Source organism: Lysinibacillus capsici (genome assembly GCF_020217405.1).
GTDB lineage: Bacteria > Bacillota > Bacilli > Bacillales_A > Planococcaceae > Lysinibacillus > Lysinibacillus capsici.
Window position 1 is genome coordinate 1,420,272 of record NZ_CP084108.1, and the last position, 24,019, is coordinate 1,444,290.

Below are 24,019 nucleotides of genomic sequence, written 5' to 3' on the forward strand. Positions count from 1 at the left end.
TCAGATATGTTGATTGTCCATTTTTATTAACAATATTTGAAATGGGTTCTTCTTATTTCACAAGTAAGTCATATATTTGCTGGAAATAAAGGGCCTCTAAAAGTTATTTAGGAGAGGTTTTTCAAGTGAATTGAAAGGCTACTCCTATTTTTTCTAGTAATAAAGAGATACATATAAATTTTCAAATCGCTTATATACATGGAGGAGGTTCATTTTATGTTAAGTAAAGAAAATATTAAATTAGGTATCGCTCCAATTGGCTGGACTAATGATGATTTACCAGATTTAGGGAAAGAAGTGACATTTGAACAATGTATTAGTGAAATGGCTTTAGCGGGATATACCGGCTGTGAAATAGGTAATAAATTTCCGAAAAATCCAGAAATTTTACATTCATATTTAGATATACGCGGTTTACAAGTAGCATCTGCTTGGTTTAGTGCATATTTAACGACTGCACCATATGAGGAAACAGAGCAGGCATTTTTAAAGCATTGTGATTTTCTACATGCTATGGACGCAAAGGTTATCGTTGTATCTGAGCAAGGTAAGAGCATTCAAGGCAAGCTGGATGTAGGTGTTATTCGTAATAAGCCTGTATTTAATGAAGAGGAATGGGGATTGCTTACTAAAGGGTTAGAGCAACTTGGTAAAATTGCCAAGAAAAAAGGCATGCGAATTGTTTATCACCATCATATGGGGACAGGTATTCAAAATGTATCAGAAATTGATCGCTTAATGGCAGAGACAGATCCAGACCTGGTATCACTATTATTTGACTGCGGTCATTTATATTTTGCAGAACAGAATTACTTAGAAGTATTACAAAAGCATGGAGAACGTATTCATCATGTGCATTTAAAGGATGTACGAGCTGAAGTTCTTCAGACGGTAAAAGAGAATGACTTAAGCTTTTTAGAGGCAGTAAAGGCAGGGGTGTATACTGTACCTGGCGATGGGAATATTGATTTTGAGCAAATTTTTCAAGTGTTAAAGGAGATTGATTATAAAGGCTGGTTTGTTGTAGAGGCTGAACAAGACCCTGCAAAGGCAAACCCATTCCAATATGCAAAAATGGCTCGCATCTATATTGGGGAATTAACAGGGTTATAAGAATAGTTCTATGATATTTGTTGAAGTGTAGCAAAATCTAGTAAAAGGTCTACAGGTAAGAAAGTTTAGTATAGGGGAGAAAGAAATGAGCAGAGATTATGGTTTATGTTTATGGTCATTTGGAGATATTTCGCTTGAGGAAAAATGTAAATTAGCAAAGGAAATTGGTGTAAGTGGCGTAGAAGTTCAAGGAGATTTAACACAACACCCGGGAGAATTGGCGACTATTTTAGCTAAATATGACTTGAAAGTATTGTCAGTTACACCTGATAATGTAGATATTTCTAGTGAAGATGAAGAGATACGTTTAAAGGCAGTGCAATACTTTTTAGATTTATTAAGCTGGGCAAAAGAGTTAGGAGCAAGCCGTATTTGTTTGCATGGTGATGTAGGAAAAATAGCGGGATGTGGAGAGGTAGAGAAAGATTGGCAGCTCCTTATTGATAGCTCCAAAAAAGTGATGGAGAAGGCAGACACTTTAAATATTGACGTTGTATTTGAAGTGCTAAATCGTTATGAAAACCACCAAATTGTAACAGGACAAGAAGCTTTAGCATTAATTGATGCAGTAAATAGTCCTCATTTATATGTTTTATTAGATGCATACCATATGAATATTGAAGAAGCTAATCCTATCGAGGTCTTAAAAAAAGTAGGAAGCAAGTTAGGTATGTATCATATAGCAGATTCTAATCGTCAAGCAATTGGAAATGGTCATGCTGATCTAAAGGGACAAATCAAAGCTTTACATGAAATCAACTATACAGGGCCGATTATTATGGAGATGATGGCAGAGGGACCAAATCCTTTTACAGCCGTTAAAGGAGAAGACTATCTTCAAGTGCTGGCCGGTTATTATAAAACCTCATTAGCAAAGCTCAAAGAGTGGGATAATTAGAAGTAATAAAGTTTTTAATAACATAAGACACATCAACTGATATAGAGGATATATTGGAATCAGCTTCCACGCTTAGGAAATTAACAGAGCTAAAAACAACTTCCTGTATAGGTACCACACCCCAAAAAGTTAGAGTTAAAATCTAACTTTTGGGGTGTTTTTATGTGGAAATAGAGAAATGAAATATTGTGAAAGAATATTTAGAAGCTACTTTAGGCTATCCATTATTACCTATAAAAACTACATATAAATCGGACAAAGCGAGTTTATACAATTCAAGTTAGCTGTATTAAACAACCTATATATGGCGATTGATTTTAACATGAATAATCTCATTCGAATATGCCTCTTAGCCAAATTCATATTTTAGGAACAGTAGCATTTATTTAATCGTTACATAATTTCATGAGGGGGTTAAGAAATGATGAGAGGTACGATTCAAAACAAGCGTGTAGAAATTTCACAAGAGGAAGCACAGCAATACTTAAAATTGGGAAAAGTGGCGCATGTTGCAACAGTTGATGAGGAAGGTTTTCCTTATGTTATTGGGCATATTGTAAGGATTGAAGAGGAATCTAAAAAAGAATGGTTCTTTGATGCGTTACTGGAGAAGTATGGCAATCCTGAATGGACATTTGAAAGAGAAGGCTATCCGATTATGCCAAAAATTGAACTATTTGAAGTACAAATAGAAAAGCTGACAGGGAAAATTAATCACGGCATGTATCATTAATTAAAAAGGCTAAGTATTGGTTGAATTCTACCATGCTTAGCCTTTTCTTATTACGATTTTGTTAAAGTGTAAAGTTGTAGAGTATCTTCAGTATTGTGCTTCTCTTGGTAAATGAAGTTCAATTTTTTTAAAACCTTGATTGAATTGATATTGGCAGCCTCAACTTTTGCCACAATTGTTTCCATTTTTAAGTGCTTAAAGGCATAATCAATTAAAGCAGTTATAGCTTCTGTTGCATAGCCTTTTCCCCAATATTCCTTGCTCAAATCATAGCCAATCTCTGTTAGAGCATTGTCATAATCAAGCAGATTAAATCCACATGAGCCAATGATATGGTCGGATGCCTTTTCAAAAATAGAGAAGCGGATTGCCTTGTGTTGCTTAGCTAATTGTTCTAGAAGTTCAATCATTTCCAAGGCCTGCTCTTCTTGTGTAAACTGGGCAATATTCATATACTTTGTTACATCAGGATCAGACCAAATGGCAAATAAGCTTTTAGCATCAGCTTTCTCCATTTTTCGTAACTGCAATCTTTCCGTGTCGATATTTTCAATCAATACTTTTACCTCCAAAATTATGTTGATGTTGGATGAAAAATATTGCTATCTGTGCATAATTCAGTCCCTTCATATAAATTAAGTTTATTATAATAGAAATGATACATACTGCAAAATACTGGAGGAATTTACATGAAGACTGTCACGGAAGAACATTACCCACTTATAAAACAAACAATAAAAACAGCTCCAACATTTGTTCATAGTATACTAGATCGAATGATAGAAGGAACTGTCTATACGGATACAGTTGCTTACCAAACGTTATTATTCCACACGAAATCAGGTATATATTATGTATATGGTGATGAAAGTAAGACTTCGATTGATCATCAGCTTGCCTATTGTTTTCAACAGGCTATGGAACAACATAAACGGTTTACCTTATTTTCTTATTCTGAACAGTGGAATATTAAAATCGAACAATTGTTAAATGATCAGCTGAGAAAGCTAGAACGCTATACATTTACATTTCATGAAAATATTTATAATCATAGAGAGAAGCATGGGAAACGTGATTACGAAGTCAAATCTATTACTGAACCCTTGATTAAAAATTCACTGGAATTTGATCAGACATATTATGAGGAATATTGGGATTCTACCTCTAATTTCCTCAAAAATGGCTTTGGCTTTTGTTTCGTACATAAAGAACAAATCATTAGTGAAGCAGTCTCTATATTTAAATCAAATGAGTATGCAGAAATTGATATTATGACAGATTCGAAATTTAGAGGACAAGGATTAGCAAGTAGCATTGCAGAAGCATTTATAGACCATTGTCTTGTCAACCAGCTAAAGCCTTGTTGGGATTGTGATATTTCGAATACAGGATCCATTCACCTAGGCACAAAGCTTGGTTTTACGACACCACAAAAATATACTATCTATACAAAAAGCTAGCCCACGCGGTTATTAAAAACATCGTGAGCTTTATCTGCTTTTAAAAGAAACGATTGCGTAATTCAAAAACTCGATAGAATAGTCTAGCGTCTCTAGCCATTTTATTTGGAGTGTTCATATGGGGACGGAGGCATTGTTGAAACAATTCATCACAGTATTTTGTGCTACCGTGGCGTTCATAGCATTCATCATGCAGTTTACAGCAAGCATCCACTGCATTTGTAGGCGTACCTGGTCCTGAGCAGCCAGGACCACAGTATCGGTAGCCGGGATAACAAAAACCAAGCTTGCGATTTCTATTCATCTCCTAAACCTCTCTTTTCGATGTTTTTACTATAAAATATGTAATATTTCATCGTAGAAGAGGATAAAAAACTATAAGACTATTCTTTTTGATTTGTAAGGTTCCTGTAAGCTTAAAAATAATTAGTTGTAAGGATGGGGAGTTATGCTAGCTATAGCATAAAAGATAAGGAGTTTTTCAACATCAAGCCATCCGTTACACAAAAAGAACGAATCGTTTCCTTAGATATTATACGAGGATTAGCGTTATTTGGTATTTTATTTATTAATGTAGGTGCCTATCAGCTCATAATAGAGGGTGCACCAATGCCTGATATGAGTGGAATCAATGGGGTTATTGATTCACTTATTAATATTTTTATAGAAAAGAAATTTTTCTCAATCTTTTCATTCCTATTTGGGGTTGGCTTTTATATTTTTGCTACACGTGCAGAAGCGCGAGGCGATAGACCGAGAATGCGCTTTGCAAGACGCTTATTGGCTTTATTGGTTATAGGTATTATTCATATTTTTATTTTCTGGGGCTCTATCCTAGCCATTTACGCAGTGATTGGGTTTTTATTGCTACCATTTTACTCTGCGAAGGTTTCAACCATTTCTAAATGGTTGTTTACGATTATCACACTGCATATTCTGGCATTATTAGGACAAATGTATATGCCGTCTAATGCGGTTTCGTCAGCTATATTTGGCTTTTTAGGCAATGATGCCGTAGCCATCTTTATTATGTTTTTAAGTGGATTTTTAGTAGCAAAAGCTGATTGGATTGGGCATATTGGAGCGCATAGTCAAAAAATAAAACGGCTGCTTTACAGTACTTTCCCATTCTTTATTGGATTTTCATTATGGATTTGGTTTGCCTCACAAGCAGATGACCAACAGCTTCAATCTATCATTGGCTTAGGGGTTGTTCCAACAACGTATTTTTATCTAAGTTGTTTGTTTATTCTATTAGAACATAAAACAATAGCGAAGCTACTTCAGCCAATTGGACGTGTGGGGCAAATGGCCTTTACAAATTATTTAGCGCAAAGCTTTATTGGAACTGCCATCATTTCATTAATGGGGCTAGAAGTAGTTTCACCATCAGATATTGTAGTGATAGCGAGTATTACGTTTATCATTCAAATAATTTTTAGCGTGATTTGGTTTAAGTTCTTTACAATAGGACCATTTGAAAAATTATGGCGATATATGACTTATGGAAAAAAAGTCGTGTCCAAACAATCATAAAATACTGTAAATCCCAAACAATCCTACTGTTTGGGATTTTTTCTGCTAAAATAAATTGTATGTTTTTGTAAAAAATGAAACCTAAAATAGGAGATAATCGTAAACTAGGTACTCGAAATAAAGGAGCGTTTATAATATGGTAAAGCAAATAAAAAAATATATGGCTGTGACAACAGCATCTTTGATGGCTGTACAGCTAGCAGCATGTGGAAATAGTGAAACTCAAACAGCAGAAGAATACCCTTTAACTACTTCTAATCAGATAACTGAAGATCAAAATCAAGCAAATACAAGTGATGAAATAGAAAGTGTTTACAATAGTGAAATGGCTGATGCCTGTGATGAATGGCAAGAAGGTGAAGATGGTTCCTTTGAATGTATCGATGAAAATTCACCTTACTATGCACAGCATTTCTTTAATGGTTTGATGTATGCAACGGCTGGAGCCATGATAGGAAGTGCGATATACAAAAGTCGCAATTTAAAAAATGGTACAGATCGATATGAGCAAAGCAATGGTGGCGGCTCAGCAGTGCCACGATCGTCATCAAACGCTAAGGATGAAAGTAAATCAACAAATGGTATAACAAACAGTACGCAAAATAAGGCTAGCTCAACCTCAGGTAGCTCAACTTCAAGTGGATCAAATTCTTATTCGAGTGGACAACGCTCCTATTCGACAGATAGTTCATCTAAGAGTTCCAATTCCTATTCCAATAGCTCTTCCTCAAGCACAGGGAAATCGGGCTTTGGTTCTGGTGGGGCATCTCGTGGGGGCTCGTCCTCCTCGTAAGGTTTGGATAGGGAGTGAAGAACATGATGAATCACACACAGCGACGACAAGTATTTTACTCAAATTTCCCTGACTTCTTTCCTGACTTTGAGGATTTAGAGTATGCATTATATGATGTTATAGAATTGCCAAAGCAACAAATTGATCAACTTCATTATGCAACACAAATACTTTGGCACATCTTTTTAAAAGTTGGGAAACAATTCAAACATTTATCGGTCGATCAGCTCTTAGCCTTAGGTATTCGACCGGAAATGATCCCATATATTCAATTAGATTATTTGCAGCAGCAATCAATTCTGGCACGCTTTGATTTTATTTGTACAGAGGAGGGCTACATTAAATGTTTAGAGTTAAATGGAGAAACACCTTTTCTTGTACAAGAAACCTTCAAGATGAATGGCGCACTATGTCAGCATTTTGGCTATAAAAATCCAAATGATGTAACAGCCTTACAAAAAGCATTGTCGGGCGCTCTTTTTGCTGCCATCCAATACTTACATAATGTCAAAAAACCAAAGATTGTCATCACAGGAAAAACAGCGAAAGAGGACTACGAAGAGTATTGCCAGGTACAGTTTATCAAGTCCTGTATTCCTTTTGACATTGAGTATGTGCCCATTCAAGAACTTATCATCTTTTCTAGTGACACGTCTGAGGTAGCACAAGGTCTTTATACACCTACAATGGAGAAAATTGATATTTTATTTAGACCCGCACACCCTGTAGAGTTTTTAATAGATGATGTCGCAGCGGATGGTGATCGCATTGGATTGCATCTTTTAGAGCTTGTCAAAAAACGACAGCTGGCAATTATTAATCCACCTGCTGCCTATGTATTACAATCGAAAATCTTATTATGGTTAATATGGGAGCGGAGAAATGATCCATTGCTCTTTACTTCCGAGGAACGAGCAGCTATTTTGCAATATATGCTTCCTACATACCTTACAGCAGAACCATTTATTCGAGATGATGTACCTTATGTCAAGAAGCCTGTTTATTCACGTGAGGGAAATACAGTAGAAATTTACGAAGGAAGTGGGCGGAGAGTAAATGCTTCCACATCCAAACATTATGATGATAATTTGTTTATTTATCAACAATATGTGGAGATGCCTAGCATAACAGTGCAGTTAAAAGAAGGATATAACGCTAAGAAGTGGCTAATTGGCTCATTTGTTGCTGATAATCGAGCATGTGGTTTAAGCTGTCGGGTAGGCAATCAAATTACAGAATGGGATTCACATTGGTTAGCCGTTGGTTACAAGGAATAACAAATCTATAGTGCTGAAAAACAAAACCACCCATAAAATTTTTTTAGAAGGTGAAAATGGATTGCCGTTGCAGGCTACTTGCTTTCCTGTGGGCGAGCGCCGAACCGCTTCCTTCGCTCCGCTCCGTGCAGGGTTTCGCCTGACTCGCTATCCCACGGGAGTCAAGTAGCCTTCCACTCCAACCTACAAAGGTGTTATCTTTTTAGCAAAGGTTTTCAAATAAAGTGAAGGTGTTCACTTCTTGTCACTCATCACTTCTCCACATTGAAAATAAGAGCTTATCCCCTCTATGAATACAGATAATGGGCGATTTTATTACTATGCTACTATGAAAAAAGTAAAGACACTTTGCAGAATGGTTGATTGGAGAGGAGCCAGCGTCACTCCTAGGGGATTTAGCGTCACTGATGAAACCCTGGAGCGAACGGAAGTGAGAGAAGCGGCTCATTGGACGCGCCCTGGAAAGGACGCTGGCAGAACGGAAATCAACCCTTACCTTGCCAAAAGGTATTATTTCTCCTAGCGATATTATCTTTTTTCAACAACATGAATTGGCGAGACTTTTAAAAGTATCGCCAATCGTTTGGTCCTTATTCATTCCAGCCTTTACAGACATCAATCCATTCTTTATAGGGAGCATATGTTTCAAGTTCTGAAATGGTTACCTCAATGGCTGAATTACTACTACCGCACGCTGGAAATACTGTAGTAAAACGTTTTAAAGATTCGTCTAAATAAATGGCTACGCCCTCGTTCACACCAAAAGGACATACACCTCCGACATCATGGCCAATCATCGTCTCTACATCATCTTTGGATAACATCTTTGCCTTCGTACCAAATACGGCTTTATATTTTGCATTATCGATCTTAGCATCACCAGCTGCCACAATTAAGATCGCTCCATCGTTTACAAGAAAAGATAAAGATTTTGCTATGCGCTCTGGCTCACAGCCAAGTGCCTGTGCTGCTAATTCAACTGTTGCGGAGCTTTCTTCTAATTCTTGTATTTTGTGTTCTACATGCCATTGTGCTAAATGGCGACGTACTTTTTCGATTGCCATATGTACATCCTCCTACTTATATCAATTATGCCTTAGCATAGTTGTCAAGATTTTTGAGATTATTCGAAAAGCTTCTTTTTCTATAAAGAGCGTTTTCTATATTTGATATACCACATTCGTACAAAAAGCATTCATTAAAATCAAGACAAAATTAATTTTACCATAATTTTCAGAATATATAGTTGTGAATGCTTTAGCTTTCGGGTACCATTGGTGTAAGGAGTGTAAAATTACACTAGGGAGGTCTTTGTATGCTTAAGTTTATACAAATAGTATCGATACTAATTGGTTTATCCGTTGTGACATTAATGGTTGCATTCATTATCACATTAAGTGGTGGGCTGCATTTAATTAATTTGGTCTTTACTATACCCGTTTGTTTATTTGTCTGGATTGTTTGTAGCATGTTTAAATGGACCAACACAAAAAAACGAAGGGGCTTGCTATTTGGTGTCATGGGAATCGCCCTGTTGATTGCAGCCATTAAACCGATTCAACATTATTATAAAATGAGTATTCCCACTGTTGATGCGGAAATTGATGTAACAGTCTATCAGCCATTTGTCCCTGGCAATGAAATAGTGAAAAATAAAGCTTCCTTACAATTGACAGAGTCATTACCACGACTAGATGGTGCAACAGCCATGTACCCTTTATATGCGGCTTTTGTGGAGGCTACTTATCCCAAAGGGGAATATCCTCCATATAATAGTAGAGTTCAAGTAAGTCGTACACCAGAGGCCTATCAAAATTTAATAGCTGGAGATGTTGATTTGATCTTTGTGGCAGCCCCGTCCACCTCACAAGAATGGCAAGCAGAAAAGGAAGGACTTACATTTGATATGACGCCAATTGGTCGAGAGGCATTTGTCTTTTTTGTGCATCGTAAAAATAAAATCGATAATTTAACACTTGAGCAGGTCAAAAAAATATATGCTGGAGAAATAACTAATTGGCGTGAAGTGGGTGGGGAGGATGAGGCCATTCGTGCTTTCCAACGCCCAGCAGATAGTGGAAGCCAAACGACACTAGAAAAGCTGATGGGCAATACGCCAATCATGGAGGCACCCACTGAAGATGTTGCATCAGGAATGGGCGGAATCATTCGTGAAGTGTCGCAATATCGAAATTATAAAAATGCCTTGGGCTTTACGTTTCGATATTATTCTACAGAGATGGTTGGTAACAAAAAGATCAAATTACTATCCATTGACGGAGTAGCACCAACAAAAGAGAATATTCAAAATGGTACATATCCTTTAGTGTCTGAATTTTATGCCATCACAGCAGGAACGGAAAATCAAAATGTACAGAAACTGATTGATTGGATACTTTCTGAGGAGGGGCAGGCAATGGTAGAAAAGGTTGGCTATGTACCAGTGGAAAATCATTGAATAGTTTGCTATACTAAGAGTAATAATCGAATAAAAGTTTTCTAGGGTTCCGTAGCGCTTGCTAGTCTGGTCCGAGAGAAAACCACAAATTGATTTTGTGACACGGAAGGATAAAAGCCTGGGAGATACTGTTTAAAGACAGTTTCTTCAGGCTTTTTTGTTTGGCTAAAATCAAGTCATTTGACGAATGCTGAAAAAGTAGTTGGATCATCCAATTAGTCGGCCGTGTCTTATAAAACGGAGGGATTTATGATGAATAAACAATGGATCAGCGTCATTATAGCGGCTTGCTTTGAAGTTGGCTGGGTCATTGGGTTAAAGCATGCAACAAGTGTACTAGAATGGATTGGTACAGCAATTGCCATTTTTATTAGTTTTTATTTGCTCATTAAAGCAGGTGAGCATCTACCAGTTGGGACCGTTTATGCAATCTTTGTCGGATTAGGAACAGCTGGTACTGTATGTGCGGATAGCTTGCTATTTGGAGAGCCGTGGAAATTAGCAAAAATCATATGTATTGTTGTGTTACTTGCAGGAGTTGTAGGCTTAAAGCTAGTAACAGGAGAGCCTAAGGAACAAGAGGTGAGTGAATAATGGCATGGATGGCATTAGTTGTTGCAGGGGTATGTGAGATGTTGGGCGTATATATGATTAGTAAATATAATAAGACGAAGAGTATGAAAAATTTAGGACTGTTGATTGGTGCATTCACCTTAAGTTTTGCAGGCCTTGCCTATGCGATGGAAACATTACCAATGGGTACTGCCTATGCGATCTGGACAGGGATTGGTGCAGCTGGAGGAGCACTGCTAGGTATGCTGTTTTTTAATGAATCTAAGGACTGGCGACGCATCGTTTGTATTGTCCTTGTATTAGGAGCAGCAATCATGTTGAAATTGCTATCATAATTAAACAGGCACTCCTCTTATGCAGGAGTGCCTGTTTTTATATTATTTTTTTACGTCTTTTGTCCATTCAGCCACTTTATCAGGATTAGCATCAACCCATTCTTTCGCAGCATCTTTTGGATCCTTACCATCCATTACTTCTAACATAACACTTTCTAAATCTTCTGCTGTCCAGTGGAAGTTATCGAGTACTGAATATACAGCTGGTAAATCTTCTTTTAAGCCTTTACGTACGAATGTATTAATCGTTTCTTCTCCACCATATACACCTTTTGGATCTTCTAAGTATTTAAGATCATATTTCGCAAATTTCCAGTGTGGTGACCAGCCTGTGACAATAATCTCTTCCTTATCTTTCAGTGCTTTTGATAATGCTGTTGTCATCGCGCCAGAAGAAGAAGTAATAAAGTTCCAATCTGCTAAATTATCATATTCTTCTAATGCTTTTTCTGTAGCAGCAGTAATGCCCGCACCTGGCTCAATACCAGTGATTGTATGATCTGCTTCATTAGATAAATCTTCAATTGAATTGACATTCATATAGCTTGGTACAACTAAACCGATTTTTGCACCAGCAAGGTTTTCACCTAGCTCATCTAAATCAGCTTTATATTTTTCATATTGTGAAGCATGTGTATGTGGTAGCCAAGCAGCAACCATTCCATCAGCCTCTCCTTTGGAGACAGCCTCCCACATGATCGCATTATCCAAAGGAGTTAATGTTACATCATAACCTAAATCTTCGAGTACCTGCCCAACAACATTTGTTGAGGCAATTTCTGTATCCCACTCAACATAGGCTAGGTTTACCTCCTTAGAATCACTGTTTTTTCCAGAACTTGAGCCTGAGTCGCCTCCACTACATGCAGCAAGCATGAAGCCTAGACCTAGAGCCATTCCTAACTTTGATAGTGTTTTCAGTTTCATCGAATCTCCCTTTCTCTTCATCATTTTGTATCAAACTGCCGACATCCATCGGAGGATGGATGGTAGCAAGAAAGATGCCATTTCTATAATGCTTTCTTTTTATTGAAGCTTTGTGTTAAACGGTCAATAATGATCGCGAAAATAACTAAACCTAATCCTGCAACGAAGCCATTCCCAACTTGGGTACGTTGTAGGGCTGTTAATACTTCACGTCCTAGACCAGGAGCTCCGATCATAGAGGCAATAACTACCATAGAAAGTGACAGCATAACGGTTTGGTTAATCCCTGCCATAATGGTTGATTTAGCAAGTGGAATTTCTACTTTAAATAATTTTTGGCTAGCTGTACTACCATAGGAGTCTGCAGCTTCCACTAATTCTTTTGGTACTTGACGAATACCGAGGTTTGTCATACGTACAGTAGGGGGTAAAGCAAAGATAACGGATGCAAAGACTCCAGGTACAATACCAATACCAAAAAAGGCAACAGCCGGAATTAAATAGACAAAGCCAGGCATTGTTTGCATGAAATCTAGTATTGGTTTAATAATGTTTTCAGCTACCGTTGATTTTGACATTAAGATACCTAGTGGAATACCGATGATGATGGATATAATACTGGAAAAGATCACAAGCGTGGTTGTTTCCATAAGATGAGTCCATAATCCTTGGTTATAAATAAACAACAAGCCGATTAATGAGAATGCAGCAAGCCCTAACTTTTTGCCTGAAACGAAGAAGGCAAATATCACGACAAGAAGTATAAGAATAATGGCTGGGATACTAATTAATAAATCAGTGACCTGATTCATGAGTAGTTTTCCGAATTGCTGAATAGAGTTAAAGAACGCTGAAAAATTACTCGTCAACCAGTCCATAGCTGATTCTACCCACTGAGCTAGTGGCAATGTTGGAATATTATCTAAAAAGTTATTCATGTGCTTCGGCCTCCTCATCGCTAGTTGACAGTGCTTGGATGACAACGCCCCTAATTAGTACACCAAGCAAGCGACCATCTTTCACAACGGCAATAGGAGTAGGAGAATTATAAATCATCCCTAAAATATCCTGTAGTAGCATATCTGGTGGAACGGTTAACACTTCCGATTGCACAATAGAATGGACGGTTTGCTCTTGTTTCTTCGCTGCAGCCAGTGCATCGTCTGCAGTGATATAGCCTTTTAAATGTCTATTTTTATCAACAGCCATTAATAAACTAACAGCCTCTTGACGCATACGCTTTAGTGCCACTTTAGGGCCATCTAAGTCTGTATTGACATAAACTGGACGTACCATGACATTTTCAGCTGTCAATACTTTAGAACGATCCACATCTTCCACGAATGTTTTAACATAATCATTTGCTGGGTTAGTTAATATTTCTTCTCCCGTACCAATCTGAATGATAGAGCCATCCTTCATAATGGCAATGCGATCCCCGATGCGTAATGCTTCATTTAAATCATGTGTGATAAATAAAATTGTTTTTTTCAATGTTTGTTGTAGATCGAGTAGCTCATCTTGCATTTCCTTGCGAATCAATGGATCAAGGGCTGAAAATGCTTCATCCATTAGTAATATTTCAGGATCATTAGCAAGGGCTCGTGCTAAACCTACACGCTGTTGCATACCACCTGATAACTGATTTGGATACTGGTCTTTATAAGCGAGTAATCCGGCATTTTCTAAAGCCTGTTCAGCTTTTGCTTGCCGTTCTTCTTTTGAAATACCCCGAATTTCAAGGCCATATTCGGTATTTTGAAGTAATGTACGATGGGGGAATAAACCGAAGTTTTGGAAAACCATGCTCATTTTGTTTCTTCTTACAGACCGTAGACTTTCTTTTCCCATGGTAGAAATATTTTCTCCATCGATATATATGTTTCCGCTCGTTGGTTCAATTAGGCGGTTTAAAAGCCGTATAAGCGTGGATTTGCCACTTCCTGACAATCCCATAATAACGAAGATTTCTCCTTCGTTGACAGTAAAGCTTGCATCGTATACACCAACAGTTGCACCTGTTTCTTTTAAGATATCAGTCTTACTTTTTTGTTGCTTAACGAGTTCTAGTGCTTGGGGAATATGTTTGCCAAACACTTTTGATACGTGTTCTATTTTAATTTTTTCCATAGAAGCACTCCTTTCGTAGATTATTACTATGTGAGGATAATGATACCCAAAAATAAACAAGTAACAACCTTACTGTAGCAAAGGGTTGTTACTTTTGTCAAATCGACAAATAAGAAAAAATCCGCTTAAACGCTGTTATATCAGCGCTTAAACGGATTTTAATTTGGGTATAAAAAGCTTTGAACTCTAGCGAAACTTTCATCATTTCCAACAAAATAAATAATGTCCCCCTCTTCAAATGAGACATAAGGACCGGGGGATAGTAATAATTCATTGCCACGGCGAATACCTACGATCGTACTAGAAGTATTTTGCCAAAAATTTAAAGCTTGTACAGTTTGATGAATGCATGGACTATCAGCTGTCATTTCTAATTGATAAGGAATGAACGGATTGACTGATCGGTAATGCTCTGTGCGGCTAATGAGTTGCTTTGCCTTGTCTTGTAAATTAATCAATTCATGATGTTGCTTTTGAATACTTGTCAAAAGCTCATTTTGTATTTCATGAATCGATTGTACATCATGAAACTGTCTGACGAAATGAGCCGCTTTTTCATACGATTTTATAATTACACCGCTACCTTTTGAAGCTTCAACAATTTCTAAGTCTTGCAAAACGGCAATAGCTCTTCTTGCAGTCTCAGCGGAAACATTATATTGACTGGCAAGAGAGGATCTTGCATATATTTTATCGCCAATGCTGTATTTTCTTTCAACAATCTTGGAGGCGAGATCAATGGCTATTTGTTGATATTTTGGTTGCTTTAGTTGAACATTTTTTTCTAAGTTCATGTTAAACTTCCTTTCGTCATTACTGTACCAAAGCTTATTATAGACTAGCCTGCACAGAAAAAATAGCATCTCCATAAGCTAGTAGTATATGATGAAAAAGTAATAATAAAATTCTCATCTTTAATAATTATAATGAAAGAGTAATAGCTGTTGATTGACACTTTTTAGTTATTATTATAAACTAAGTTACGTTATGTAAGTGGTGTGAAAATACATGTGCTCAGTTGGTGAATTTAGCCAACTGTTTCTATAGAAGGTTGGAGATTAATATGACAATTACGACTAAAGTGATGGACTTAGTGAAAGATAAAATGACATTAGTAAAGCATACAAATACAGAGAATATTTGCCTAGTTGGGCCAGTGAAATTACCTGTAAAACAAGGTGATTTTTCTGCAACTTTTCAATGGTATAACTGGCTTAAAATTGATGCGGATTTAACTAAAGAAGAAATCATTGATGGATTAGCCGCTGCCAATTTAGCATTTTTACAACAATCCTCTGTGCTTGTATATGGTGATTTTACCCATTCAGAAGGTGCTTTAATCCGAATGCATAGTATTTGTCACACAGGCGACATATTTGGTAGCCAGCGTTGTGATTGTGGATACCAGTTGCATGAATCTATGAAAATGATAGTTGAGCATGGCTGTGGAGCTATATTTTATTTAGCTGATCATGAAGGTCGTGGTATTGGACTATTCTCTAAATCTCTTGCTTATTTATTGCAAGAGGAAGGGCTCGATACAGTTGAAGCAAACCATGCACTTGGCTTTCCAGATGATACACGATCCTATGACGAAGCACTTGCGGTATTAGCTACACTGCGTACCAAACCAGTAACACTCATTACAAATAATCCGAAGAAATTGGCTGCATTACAGGCTCGTGGCATGGCTGCGGAAGGGCATGTTCCTTTATGGGGCGGTTTGACAGAGACGAATCGTTTTTATTTAGAAACGAAAGTTGAAAAATCTGGACATATACGTGAAAAGCAATAGGTGGAGGTTGCGATGATGATGAATGTAGATGAAAAGTATATGCAACTGGCTTTGGATTTAGCAGCTAGTGCTAAAGGAAATACGAACCCTAATCCACTTGTTGGAGCTGTAATCGTGAAGAACGGTGTGATTGTAGGCACAGGTTTACACAGAAAAGCAGGGGAACCACATGCTGAAGTGCATGCTTTTCGAATGGCTGGAGAGCATGCAATGGGTGCTACATTATATGTAACATTAGAGCCTTGTTCACATTATGGTAAGACACCACCTTGTGCCAATTTAGTGAAGGAATCTGGTGTCAGTCGAGTGGTAGTTGCTATGCAAGATCCAAATCCAGCTGTAGCAGGTCGTGGCATCCAATTGCTACAAGATGCTGGAATAGTGGTCGAAGTAGGGGTTTTAGAGCAACAAGCGCGCCGTTTAAATGAGCGTTTTATTCACAATATGCTTACACACCGTCCATTTGTTATTTCAAAATTTGCTATGACATTAGATGGGAAAATTGCTACGCATACAGGACATTCAAAATGGGTAACTGGAGAGGCTGCACGTGAGGATGTTCACAATATTCGTCATGAAATAGATGGAATTTTAGTTGGCGTAGGTACAGTCATTGCTGATAATCCTTCTTTAACAACAAGACTAAAACAAGGATATGGAAAAAATCCAACACGTATTATTATGGATAGTTCTCTACGTACACCTGACAATGCAAATGTCTTAAATACAGAGGATGCACCAACGATTCTTGTTTGTAGTGACGACGTAAGCCAAGAAAAGATTCATTTATTTACAGAAAAAGGTGTTACAGTTTTACCTGTACAAAAAAATGAATATGGACTACAGATTGATGAGATGCTTGAAAAACTTTATATGCACGGTATAACAGATATTTTGCTAGAAGGTGGAAGTAAAATAAATGCTTCCTTTTTACAGCAAGGTGCAATCGATAAATATGTAGTATATATAGCTCCTAAAGTTTTGGGTGGAAAACTATCGTTAACGCCGTTTGCTGGCTATAATCCCTCTCTCATGGATGAGGCATGGAATGTTGAGTTTGCCTCATTTGATAAAATAGGCGAGGATTTGCGTATTATTGCTTATCCAAAGCAGGGTGAAGAAAAGTGAACTATCAAGCAGATGTCTGTATAGTAGGGGCAGGGCCTGCTGGTGCATTGTTATCCTACCTACTTGCTAAAAAAGGGCTGTCAGTGATTTTATTAGAGCAAAATGTAGCACTTGGTCAGGCATTTCGTGGCGAGCATTTAAATGAGGAGGGGGAGGCTGTTTTAAAAAGCCACCATCTTTTTGAAGCAGTCGAGGCACTCGGGATATTACGAATGGAGAAGCTCGAGTATTATGCTGGTGGCAGAGCATTTAAAACAATTCATCCAGATGAAGCAATAGGACATTTAGGCATTCATGTACCACAGACAAATTTATTAAAAGGAATTTTACAAAAAGCACAGCTGTTCCCTAACTTTACATGCCTGCTACATACAAAGGTTACAAAGCTAATTGCGGATGCTACAGGTCATTATAGAGGCGTTATGGCGATAAAAAGCGGAGACCCTATAAAAATCGATAGTCAGTTAATTATCGGTGCGGATGGTCGTTATTCTACTATTCGTAAGCAAGCACATATTGATGTTCAGAAACAGAAGCATGGCTTTGATTTACTGTGGGCTAAAATCCCTGCACCAGCTGATTGGGAACCATCTATAAAAATGGCACTCATCGATGATAAGCAGCTGTCATTGTTTACACAAGTTGGTGGTTATCTTCAAATAGGCTGGAATATTGAGCAAGGTAGTTTCCCTCAGCTTCGAAAACTAGCATTTACACCCTTTATCCAGCAGCTTGTGGAGGCATTTCCAGCATTAACGAAGACAGTACAGGAACAAATAACCTCCTGGCAGGATTTTGTTTTGCTTGATGTCTTTAGTAGCCATTGTAATAGTTGGGGGACAAAGGGCCTTGTCTTGCTAGGGGACGCCGTTCACACAATGACACCAACAGGCGCTTTTGGGCTGAATAGTGCACTAAAAGATGCAGATTGTCTTGCATCCTTGCTAAATAAAGACACACTAGCACAATTTAACGTACAATATTTTCAACAAATGCGTGAGCAAGCCATTGAGGAAGTATTAGCAAAACAAATTGAAAAAGAGCAGACATTTGCTTCTAACTTTATAAACAAGGCTTCGTGAAAGGACGAACAACTAGATGAAGTTTGGCTTTGATATAGATGATACATTAATTGATTTACGAGCACATGCCTTTTCACTTTATAATAAAAAGCTTGGCAAAAATGTTTCCTTTGAAACCTTTCAAGCGATACAACGAGTAGAAATTCATGAACCATTTGGATTAACGGATGAGGAAGGTTCAGCCATGTGGAATAGCGCATTGGAAGAAATCTATTTTACGGACTGTCCATCTTTTGATGGTGCATTAAAAACCCTCCAAGCTTTAGCAGAGCAGGGACATGACATTTACTATATTACATCTCGTCCAAAACAATATTGTGCGCAAACAAAAGCTTGGATGGAAGCACAGGGCTTTCCAATAACAGACGGTCATTTTTTCTGTGGCATGCAAGATAAAGAAAAAGTAGCCATTATAAAAGAGCTTGCTTTAGATATTTATGTAGATGATAAACCAGCAGTACTTGAGACACTTCATGATGTGACAACTAAGGTAATCTTAAAGAATCAATATTATAACCAGCATGTAAATTTTCCACGTTTATATGATTGGCAACAGTTTCAAACAATGTTAACAAAATAAAGGATTGGTGCAACGTCTAACCGTTGTACCAATCCTTTTTTGCTAAAATCGACTAAGTTTAAAGGGAGATAAATCTTGTTTACTTTTGCCTTCTACAATTAAATCTGCAAGAGCTTCCCCAACGGCACTACTAAATTTAAAACCATGACCAGAAAAACCTGCAGCAATCACAATATTCTGATGTTCAGGTAAAAAGTCGATAATGAAATCTTCATCTGGTGTCATCGAATACTTACATGTTTTTCCGTATTTAAGCGTTCCATGCTGAGGCATAAACTGATCAATGAAGTTTTGTAAGTCAACAGCATCAGACGCATCAAACGGACGTAGAGGGTCGTTTGGATTCACCACATCACCACCATCGTGTCGTCCAAGTTTTAACCCCGCTCCATCAATACTTGGAAAACCGTAGTAGGTTGAATCGGCAAATTCAAAGCAATAGGCTGGAAAAACTTCATCACGATACAGCTGCTCATCTGCCTCAAACCATGCAAAGGTTTTCCGCGTTGGTGTAACGGGTATGCTCACGTCCACTGTTTGTAGTAGCTCTGTTGCCCATGCACCCGCCGTTACTATTAATTGCTTTGCTTTATAGCTATTATGTACTGTTTGTACCTGTACAATATCACTAGCTTGGATAGCCAATACTTTTTCATTTGTTCGGAGGCTTGCACCCGCTTCTAAGGCTAATTTTTTATAGGCTTGGATACATGCTTCAACACGAAGGACACCAGCAGTTGGTTCAAAGCAAGCAACTAAATTTTTTGGTAAGAATAACCCTGGCCATTTGTTCATCGCCTCAGCAGGTGAATAGTGTTCAAGTGCTAAATTATAGAGCGCAGCACTAGCCTTCACATTTTGAATAAAGGCACATGTTGGCGCACCAATATTAACTACACCAGTTTGTAAAAATAAGCTTTCATTTGCTAATGACTCTAGCTCTTGCCAAAGCTCGCCAGCTCTTTTTACAAAAGGTACATAGCTAGCTCCTTCACCATAAGCAAAGCGAATGATTCTTGTATCCCCATGATGACTACCTTCTTCATGTGGTGGCGTAAAGGCATCTAGCATAAGTACATTTTTCCCTTCCTTTGCTAAATAGTAACCAGCCGCCATCCCCATGGAGCCAGCACCAACTATTATGACATCATAGTCCATTCTAATCCCTACTTTTTTTGCTCTAGTATAACAGATTTATAGAAAAGGAAACAGAAATTTTAGAAAGTAAATAGACACAGCACCTGCAATCCGAATGGACTAAAGATGCTGTGTGTTGTAGATAGCTACTATTTTGAGCTTGGTAAAATTTTATTAAGGAAAATCGCTACGAGCGCAGCGGTTGCAATAGGCGAACCAAATAAATACTGCACAGTTGTAGGTAAGGAATACAGGAAATCATCAGGCAATAATGTCAATGCTAACGTTAAAATAACAGGAATCGCGATGACATACATTTCCTTTTCACCAATATGTTCATTTTTCATGACCTGTAAACCACTAATGGCTATTATGCCGCAGACGATCACAAATACACCACCGATAACAGCTGAAGGAATGGCTGAGATGAGTGCTGCTAGTTTACCAGAGAAGCCGAAAACGATAAACCAAATACCTGCTGCTATAAAGACACGACGGCTCGCAATCCCAGTAATAGAGATAACACCTGCATTTGTTGAGTAACCCGTAACAGGAGTGGAACCAAATAAAGAAGCAATAAAGCAGCCAATTCCTTCACCAATCACACCACGATTAATTTGTTTATTTGTCAAAGGTTGGTCGATGACATTGCTGATAGCAAACCATGTTCCTGTTGTTTCTGCCATTAAGACAATATATATAATGACCATTGTGATAATAGCGGAAAAATTAAAGCTAAAACTAAAATCTGCAAATGGAATTTGTGGCATGCTAAACCATTTGGCTTGCGATACAGGAGATAAATCTAAAACACCCATGATATTTGCTGCAATACTACCAGCAATTAAGGCAATGATGACAGAAGCAATTCGGAATAGACGTCCTTTTTGATGGAAGACTGTGCCTAACATGACACAAATAATTAACACGAATGCTGTGATCAGCGCTAAATAAATGTTTTGATTTATGGATGCACCTGCTCCATTAAAAATATTATCACTTAAACCAACAGGCATTAAGGACAGTCCTACTACAAAGATAATCGTTCCACCAACAATTGGTGGAATAAATGTTTGGACAATTTTATTGAAGATTCCTGTATAACCTAAAATAATAACCAAAATGGCTCCAATTAAACTAGCACCTAGCACCGTATTCCAGCCTAAATCACCACTACCACTTGCTGCATAGATCCCAACAATGGCACCAAGTGGAACATAAGATGGACCTTGTGCCATCGGTAATTTCATACAAAAATGTGTTTGCACAATTGTCGCGATCCCAGCAGCAATAAAGGTTGATTGAATCAATGCGCTTGCCTGACCAGTTTGTAGACCGATTAGCATGGCAATTAAAAAAGGCACCACATAAACATCCATAGCCATAACATGCTGTAAACCGAGAAGAGCAGACTGACCGAGCGAAATTTTTTCATCTGGTAATACGGTTAATTGTGTTTGTTTTGTTTGATTAGTTAGTTTTCTATGTTGTGTTTCCACGATGTTGTACACCTCAAAATGATAGATTTTTATTAGAGATTAAGAGAATGATTAGCCTCTCGTATGAACTTTATTTCCTTGCACCCATACCTCGCGGATATTTTCTGGGCGTACAAGATACATGATTTTTTGGAATATATCGTGTAAATCTTCATTTTGATCAAAAATCGGAAGCCTAGCAGTAGGAATTTTTGTATCGATAATTTGTACATCCCATGTATAGTTTTCCTGTAAACGGCCAATTGGAAGACTTAAGCTTTCTCCACCACCAGCTGTCGCAAGATAGAAGGCCTCATTTATTGTAATGCGTGAATTTGGGACACCACGCTTTTCGGCGGAAATAGTTGTATCTACACCATCCTCTAGCATTCTCGATGACATAACAGCTTGTCTTGCATTATCAAAAAGACTTGGAGAAAATCCGCCTGAAACATCTGAACCTAGTCCAATATCAACGCCCATTGCATGAAAGCGGGCGATTGGAATCACGCTGTTAGCAAAATAGGCATTAGAGATTGGACAATGGCCTATGGCCGTGCCAGTTTCAGCAAATAATCTGGCATCCTCATCGCTTAAGAAATTACAATGAGCCATGACAGATTTATCACCTAACAAACCAAAGTCATGTAAGGCAACGGCATCATTTTTGTTGAATCGTTCTTTGACGTAGCTGTGCTCCCAGTCACTTTCACTACAGTGTGATTGAATATGTGTATCGTATTTCGCAGCTAATTCACCCAAACCCTTTAAGGCACCGTCTGTACAGCTTGGAATAAAGCGAGGAGTGACAACAGGATAAACACCCTGTTTAGTCGTTTTGGCTAAATTTTTTACAGCTAAAATAAATTCCTCCGTATCCTGTAATGCGGTTTTTGTGTTTTCATCTCGATAAAAATCTGGATTCTGTTCCGGATCGTCCATGACTACTTTTCCGACTAATCCTCGCTGCCCCTTTTCAGCACAGATTTTCGCTAAAAGTACACTGGCCTCCTTATGAACTGTCGCGAAATATAATGAGGTAGTTGTACCATTGGCAAGTAGTGTGCTTACTAAATCCTCATAAACTTCTTGAGCAAATGCTAAATCGGAGAATTTTGATTCGATAGGGAAAGTATATGTGTTTAACCAATCGTAAAGGGGAATGTCTAAAGCTGTCCCAGATTGTGCCCATTGAGGTGCATGTACATGCAAATCGACAAATCCTGGTAGGAAATATTGCCCTTCAGCTAATGCGTGGAAGTTATTTTGATCTTGATATGTAATTAATAGTTGTTGGTAATCAGCTTGTTCAGGAGCGACAGTTTTAACAATCATGCCGTCAGCATTAATGAAAAATAAATAATCCTTTAAAATGTGAACGTCAGTAGCAGATTTACTAGTAAAAGCTGTTCCTTTGAAAATATGCGTATATTCAGACATAAAAACCACCTTAATGTTCGTTTATTGATAATAACACGGATTATTATAGGCTATAAAAACTATTAAGTCTACAAAAAAACGAATATTAGTAGGGTGACTAAAGAAATACATGCACCTTTTTAACTACATTTTTACAGCTTTGACAAGCGTTGATAGATAACAAAAGAAGGCACCTTTTTGAGAGTGCCTTCTTACTACATGATGGATTCATTGATGATGTGAAGAAAGTTATTAAAGGATGTGGAGTGATGCAATTCATTTTTTCTTGTACAAAGGTAGATCGGTCGTTGGATATCAATGTCCTTAATAAAAACGCGGGCAACTTGCTGCTGTAGTATAAAGCTAGAAGCTGCTATGGATGGTGCTAGCATCGTACCAAAACCTGCTGCAATGGCATGTATGGATTCATTAATCCCGTCTAGTTGTAAACCTACTTTCGGTGGAGGAATTTTATGCACTTTACATAGGGCATTTAAGTATTCTTTTGTGGAACTACCATCCTCCCTTGTGACGAAGGGCTGCTGCATAAGTTCGGCAAGGGACACTGTTTGACCTGCCAGATGATGATTGTACGGCACAATAAACCAATAATCCAAATTCATTAGAAATTGATAATTAATATCAGCATGATGTCCATCTTCTTTGACGATAAAAGCTAAATCCGCTTTATAATGAAGTAAATCCTCAATCACTTGCTGGGAATTGGCGGTCTTTAAATGAATATGTGTTGCTGGATAAACTTGTTTAAATCGAGCTAACCATTTAGGTAGTAAAAAATGGGAGGGAACATGTGTGGAGGCAATTTGCAGTTCTTCATAGCCCGTATTTTTAAGCTGTTCAACTTTATTTTCAATATCAGTTTCTAGATCAAATAAGCGCTGTGCCTGTTTGTATAAAAAAGTACCATTTTGTGTTAGCGAAATGCCCCTACCTTTGGCTTCTAGCAGTGTCAAGCCTAGTTCTTTCTCTAAATTTCGAATTTGAATGGTTACAGCAGGCTGACTAATCATAAGTGTCTGTGCCGCTTTGGAAACACTATTGAGCTCAGCCACCTTTGTAAATAAACGGAGAGCATGTAAATTCATGTCGTTACACCTTTCATAAATTTTTTTTATGCTTTTATATACATTATATATTAGATTTATT

Annotated in this window: 25 protein-coding genes and 1 riboswitch; of the genes, 14 read left to right on the forward strand and 11 right to left on the reverse strand. The window is 37.8% G+C overall.

The genetic code is table 11. The annotated features are described in order from the left end of the window. The first annotated feature begins 216 nt into the window (after window positions 1-216). From iolE to LCP48_RS06710, 3 genes are all read left to right on the forward strand, one after another. Entirely contained in the window at window positions 217-1,113 is an 897-nt protein-coding gene (gene iolE / locus LCP48_RS06700) for a myo-inosose-2 dehydratase (RefSeq protein ID WP_004232269.1), read from the forward strand. Window positions 1,114-1,198: 85 nt separating this feature from the next. Continuing rightward, the gene (locus tag LCP48_RS06705; RefSeq protein ID WP_225340811.1) at window positions 1,199-2,011 is read left to right on the forward strand and encodes a sugar phosphate isomerase/epimerase family protein; all 813 of its coding nucleotides are present in this window, start codon (window positions 1,199-1,201) and stop codon (window positions 2,009-2,011) included. A gap of 421 nt (window positions 2,012-2,432) precedes the next feature. Beyond that, window positions 2,433-2,744 (forward strand): hypothetical protein, encoded by a 312-nt coding sequence (locus LCP48_RS06710; RefSeq protein WP_225340812.1) that lies wholly within the window; start codon window positions 2,433-2,435, stop codon window positions 2,742-2,744. A 50-nt stretch (window positions 2,745-2,794) separates the two neighbouring features. Here the strand turns inward: LCP48_RS06710 and LCP48_RS06715 are convergent, their stop codons facing one another. Then, window positions 2,795-3,301 (reverse strand): GNAT family N-acetyltransferase, encoded by a 507-nt coding sequence (locus LCP48_RS06715; protein WP_004232277.1) that lies wholly within the window; start codon window positions 3,299-3,301, stop codon window positions 2,795-2,797. A gap of 132 nt (window positions 3,302-3,433) precedes the next feature. Here LCP48_RS06715 and LCP48_RS06720 point away from each other — a divergent pair, with 132 nt between their 5' ends. Beyond that, complete coding sequence (locus tag LCP48_RS06720) at window positions 3,434-4,204, forward strand: GNAT family N-acetyltransferase (protein WP_009370732.1); 771 nt, start codon at window positions 3,434-3,436, stop codon at window positions 4,202-4,204. A gap of 40 nt (window positions 4,205-4,244) precedes the next feature. On the opposite strand, the gene LCP48_RS06725 is transcribed toward LCP48_RS06720, so the two are convergent. Continuing rightward, entirely contained in the window at window positions 4,245-4,508 is a 264-nt protein-coding gene (locus LCP48_RS06725) for a Parvovirus coat protein VP1-like protein (RefSeq protein ID WP_009370734.1), read from the reverse strand. A gap of 182 nt (window positions 4,509-4,690) precedes the next feature. On the opposite strand from LCP48_RS06725, the gene LCP48_RS06730 reads away from it, so the two are divergent. The 3 genes from LCP48_RS06730 to LCP48_RS06740 all read left to right on the forward strand — a co-directional run bounded on the left by LCP48_RS06730 (window position 4,691) and on the right by LCP48_RS06740 (window position 7,810). Next, a complete protein-coding gene (locus LCP48_RS06730) occupies window positions 4,691-5,740 on the forward strand; it encodes a DUF418 domain-containing protein (RefSeq protein WP_009370735.1) in 1,050 nt (349 codons plus the stop codon). 136 nt (window positions 5,741-5,876) lie between these two features. Beyond that, a complete protein-coding gene (locus LCP48_RS06735) occupies window positions 5,877-6,533 on the forward strand; it encodes a hypothetical protein (RefSeq protein ID WP_009370736.1) in 657 nt (218 codons plus the stop codon). A gap of 23 nt (window positions 6,534-6,556) precedes the next feature. Next, window positions 6,557-7,810: a glutathionylspermidine synthase family protein gene (locus tag LCP48_RS06740; RefSeq protein WP_004232284.1), complete on the forward strand. Its 1,254-nt coding sequence runs from the start codon at window positions 6,557-6,559 to the stop codon at window positions 7,808-7,810. Window positions 7,811-8,400: 590 nt separating this feature from the next. Here the strand turns inward: LCP48_RS06740 and LCP48_RS06745 are convergent. Then, window positions 8,401-8,874, reverse strand: a complete 474-nt coding sequence (locus LCP48_RS06745) for a YbaK/EbsC family protein (protein WP_004232289.1) — start codon at window positions 8,872-8,874, stop codon at window positions 8,401-8,403. Window positions 8,875-9,125: 251 nt separating this feature from the next. Here LCP48_RS06745 and LCP48_RS06750 point away from each other — a divergent pair, with 251 nt between their 5' ends. The 3 genes from LCP48_RS06750 (at window position 9,126) to LCP48_RS06760 (ending at window position 11,176) form a co-directional block, all read left to right on the forward strand. Then, window positions 9,126-10,268 (forward strand): PstS family phosphate ABC transporter substrate-binding protein, encoded by a 1,143-nt coding sequence (locus tag LCP48_RS06750; protein ID WP_004232291.1) that lies wholly within the window; start codon window positions 9,126-9,128, stop codon window positions 10,266-10,268. 30 nt (window positions 10,269-10,298) lie between these two features. Further along, window positions 10,299-10,395: riboswitch (guanidine-I (ykkC/yxkD leader) on the forward strand. A 125-nt stretch (window positions 10,396-10,520) separates the two neighbouring features. Continuing rightward, the gene (locus tag LCP48_RS06755) at window positions 10,521-10,862 is read left to right on the forward strand and encodes a DMT family transporter (RefSeq protein WP_004232293.1); all 342 of its coding nucleotides are present in this window, start codon (window positions 10,521-10,523) and stop codon (window positions 10,860-10,862) included. After that, window positions 10,862-11,176, forward strand: a complete 315-nt coding sequence (locus LCP48_RS06760) for a DMT family transporter (RefSeq protein WP_004232294.1) — start codon at window positions 10,862-10,864, stop codon at window positions 11,174-11,176. The genes LCP48_RS06755 and LCP48_RS06760 overlap by 1 nt, the downstream gene beginning before the upstream one ends. Before the next feature lie 42 nt (window positions 11,177-11,218). Here the strand turns inward: LCP48_RS06760 and LCP48_RS06765 are convergent, their stop codons facing one another. The 4 genes from LCP48_RS06765 to LCP48_RS06780 all read right to left on the reverse strand — a co-directional run bounded on the left by LCP48_RS06765 (window position 11,219) and on the right by LCP48_RS06780 (window position 15,027). Beyond that, window positions 11,219-12,103 (reverse strand): glycine betaine ABC transporter substrate-binding protein, encoded by an 885-nt coding sequence (locus LCP48_RS06765; RefSeq protein ID WP_004232296.1) that lies wholly within the window; start codon window positions 12,101-12,103, stop codon window positions 11,219-11,221. Window positions 12,104-12,186: 83 nt separating this feature from the next. Then, window positions 12,187-13,041, reverse strand: a complete 855-nt coding sequence (locus LCP48_RS06770) for an ABC transporter permease (RefSeq protein WP_004232297.1) — start codon at window positions 13,039-13,041, stop codon at window positions 12,187-12,189. Continuing rightward, window positions 13,034-14,233 carry a quaternary amine ABC transporter ATP-binding protein gene (locus LCP48_RS06775; protein WP_004232299.1) on the reverse strand — a complete coding sequence of 400 codons (1,200 nt, stop codon included), beginning with the start codon at window positions 14,231-14,233 and terminating at the stop codon, window positions 13,034-13,036. The genes LCP48_RS06770 and LCP48_RS06775 overlap by 8 nt, the downstream gene beginning before the upstream one ends. Window positions 14,234-14,391: 158 nt before the next feature. Beyond that, entirely contained in the window at window positions 14,392-15,027 is a 636-nt protein-coding gene (locus LCP48_RS06780; RefSeq protein WP_004232302.1) for a GntR family transcriptional regulator, read from the reverse strand. A 269-nt stretch (window positions 15,028-15,296) separates the two neighbouring features. Between LCP48_RS06780 and LCP48_RS06785 the strand changes: the two genes are divergently transcribed. From LCP48_RS06785 to LCP48_RS06800, 4 genes are read left to right on the forward strand one after another with little or no spacing between them, the layout of a single operon-like run. Further along, window positions 15,297-16,028, forward strand: a complete 732-nt coding sequence (locus tag LCP48_RS06785) for a GTP cyclohydrolase II (protein WP_004232304.1) — start codon at window positions 15,297-15,299, stop codon at window positions 16,026-16,028. 15 nt (window positions 16,029-16,043) lie between these two features. Next, window positions 16,044-17,156 (forward strand): bifunctional diaminohydroxyphosphoribosylaminopyrimidine deaminase/5-amino-6-(5-phosphoribosylamino)uracil reductase RibD, encoded by a 1,113-nt coding sequence (gene ribD / locus LCP48_RS06790; protein WP_004232306.1) that lies wholly within the window; start codon window positions 16,044-16,046, stop codon window positions 17,154-17,156. Next, window positions 17,153-18,238 carry an FAD-dependent monooxygenase gene (locus LCP48_RS06795; RefSeq protein ID WP_009370741.1) on the forward strand — a complete coding sequence of 362 codons (1,086 nt, stop codon included), beginning with the start codon at window positions 17,153-17,155 and terminating at the stop codon, window positions 18,236-18,238. The genes ribD and LCP48_RS06795 overlap by 4 nt, the downstream gene beginning before the upstream one ends. A gap of 16 nt (window positions 18,239-18,254) precedes the next feature. Then, window positions 18,255-18,818 carry a 5' nucleotidase, NT5C type gene (locus LCP48_RS06800; protein ID WP_004232313.1) on the forward strand — a complete coding sequence of 188 codons (564 nt, stop codon included), beginning with the start codon at window positions 18,255-18,257 and terminating at the stop codon, window positions 18,816-18,818. A 42-nt stretch (window positions 18,819-18,860) separates the two neighbouring features. Here LCP48_RS06800 and solA read toward each other — a convergent pair whose 3' ends face one another. The 4 genes from solA to LCP48_RS06820 form a co-directional block, all read right to left on the reverse strand. Next, complete coding sequence (gene solA, locus LCP48_RS06805; protein WP_004232314.1) at window positions 18,861-19,976, reverse strand: N-methyl-L-tryptophan oxidase; 1,116 nt, start codon at window positions 19,974-19,976, stop codon at window positions 18,861-18,863. A 128-nt stretch (window positions 19,977-20,104) separates the two neighbouring features. Then, the gene (locus LCP48_RS06810) at window positions 20,105-21,454 is read right to left on the reverse strand and encodes a uracil-xanthine permease family protein (RefSeq protein ID WP_004232316.1); all 1,350 of its coding nucleotides are present in this window, start codon (window positions 21,452-21,454) and stop codon (window positions 20,105-20,107) included. A 51-nt stretch (window positions 21,455-21,505) separates the two neighbouring features. Next, complete coding sequence (guaD, locus tag LCP48_RS06815) at window positions 21,506-22,873, reverse strand: guanine deaminase (protein WP_004232319.1); 1,368 nt, start codon at window positions 22,871-22,873, stop codon at window positions 21,506-21,508. Between the two features lie 194 nt (window positions 22,874-23,067). Then, window positions 23,068-23,958 carry a LysR family transcriptional regulator gene (locus LCP48_RS06820; RefSeq protein ID WP_004232321.1) on the reverse strand — a complete coding sequence of 297 codons (891 nt, stop codon included), beginning with the start codon at window positions 23,956-23,958 and terminating at the stop codon, window positions 23,068-23,070. Window positions 23,959-24,019: the final 61 nt, after the last annotated feature.

Coding starts and splice junctions, on each gene's coding strand:
- LCP48_RS06745 (WP_004232289.1), bottom strand. CDS start 8,874: ATGGCAATCGAAAAAGTACGTCGCCATTTAGCACAATGGCATGTAGAA.
- LCP48_RS06705 (WP_225340811.1), top strand. CDS start 1,199: ATGAGCAGAGATTATGGTTTATGTTTATGGTCATTTGGAGATATTTCG.
- ribD (WP_004232306.1), top strand. CDS start 16,044: ATGATGAATGTAGATGAAAAGTATATGCAACTGGCTTTGGATTTAGCA.
- LCP48_RS06710 (WP_225340812.1), top strand. CDS start 2,433: ATGATGAGAGGTACGATTCAAAACAAGCGTGTAGAAATTTCACAAGAG.
- LCP48_RS06735 (WP_009370736.1), top strand. CDS start 5,877: ATGGTAAAGCAAATAAAAAAATATATGGCTGTGACAACAGCATCTTTG.
- LCP48_RS06775 (WP_004232299.1), bottom strand. CDS start 14,233: ATGGAAAAAATTAAAATAGAACACGTATCAAAAGTGTTTGGCAAACAT.
- guaD (WP_004232319.1), bottom strand. CDS start 22,873: ATGTCTGAATATACGCATATTTTCAAAGGAACAGCTTTTACTAGTAAA.
- LCP48_RS06740 (WP_004232284.1), top strand. CDS start 6,557: ATGATGAATCACACACAGCGACGACAAGTATTTTACTCAAATTTCCCT.
- iolE (WP_004232269.1), top strand. CDS start 217: ATGTTAAGTAAAGAAAATATTAAATTAGGTATCGCTCCAATTGGCTGG.
- LCP48_RS06725 (WP_009370734.1), bottom strand. CDS start 4,508: ATGAATAGAAATCGCAAGCTTGGTTTTTGTTATCCCGGCTACCGATAC.
- LCP48_RS06755 (WP_004232293.1), top strand. CDS start 10,521: ATGAATAAACAATGGATCAGCGTCATTATAGCGGCTTGCTTTGAAGTT.
- LCP48_RS06800 (WP_004232313.1), top strand. CDS start 18,255: ATGAAGTTTGGCTTTGATATAGATGATACATTAATTGATTTACGAGCA.
- LCP48_RS06765 (WP_004232296.1), bottom strand. CDS start 12,103: ATGAAACTGAAAACACTATCAAAGTTAGGAATGGCTCTAGGTCTAGGC.
- LCP48_RS06780 (WP_004232302.1), bottom strand. CDS start 15,027: ATGAACTTAGAAAAAAATGTTCAACTAAAGCAACCAAAATATCAACAA.
- LCP48_RS06720 (WP_009370732.1), top strand. CDS start 3,434: ATGAAGACTGTCACGGAAGAACATTACCCACTTATAAAACAAACAATA.
- LCP48_RS06785 (WP_004232304.1), top strand. CDS start 15,297: ATGACAATTACGACTAAAGTGATGGACTTAGTGAAAGATAAAATGACA.
- LCP48_RS06750 (WP_004232291.1), top strand. CDS start 9,126: ATGCTTAAGTTTATACAAATAGTATCGATACTAATTGGTTTATCCGTT.
- LCP48_RS06820 (WP_004232321.1), bottom strand. CDS start 23,958: ATGAATTTACATGCTCTCCGTTTATTTACAAAGGTGGCTGAGCTCAAT.
- LCP48_RS06760 (WP_004232294.1), top strand. CDS start 10,862: ATGGCATGGATGGCATTAGTTGTTGCAGGGGTATGTGAGATGTTGGGC.
- LCP48_RS06770 (WP_004232297.1), bottom strand. CDS start 13,041: ATGAATAACTTTTTAGATAATATTCCAACATTGCCACTAGCTCAGTGG.
- solA (WP_004232314.1), bottom strand. CDS start 19,976: ATGGACTATGATGTCATAATAGTTGGTGCTGGCTCCATGGGGATGGCG.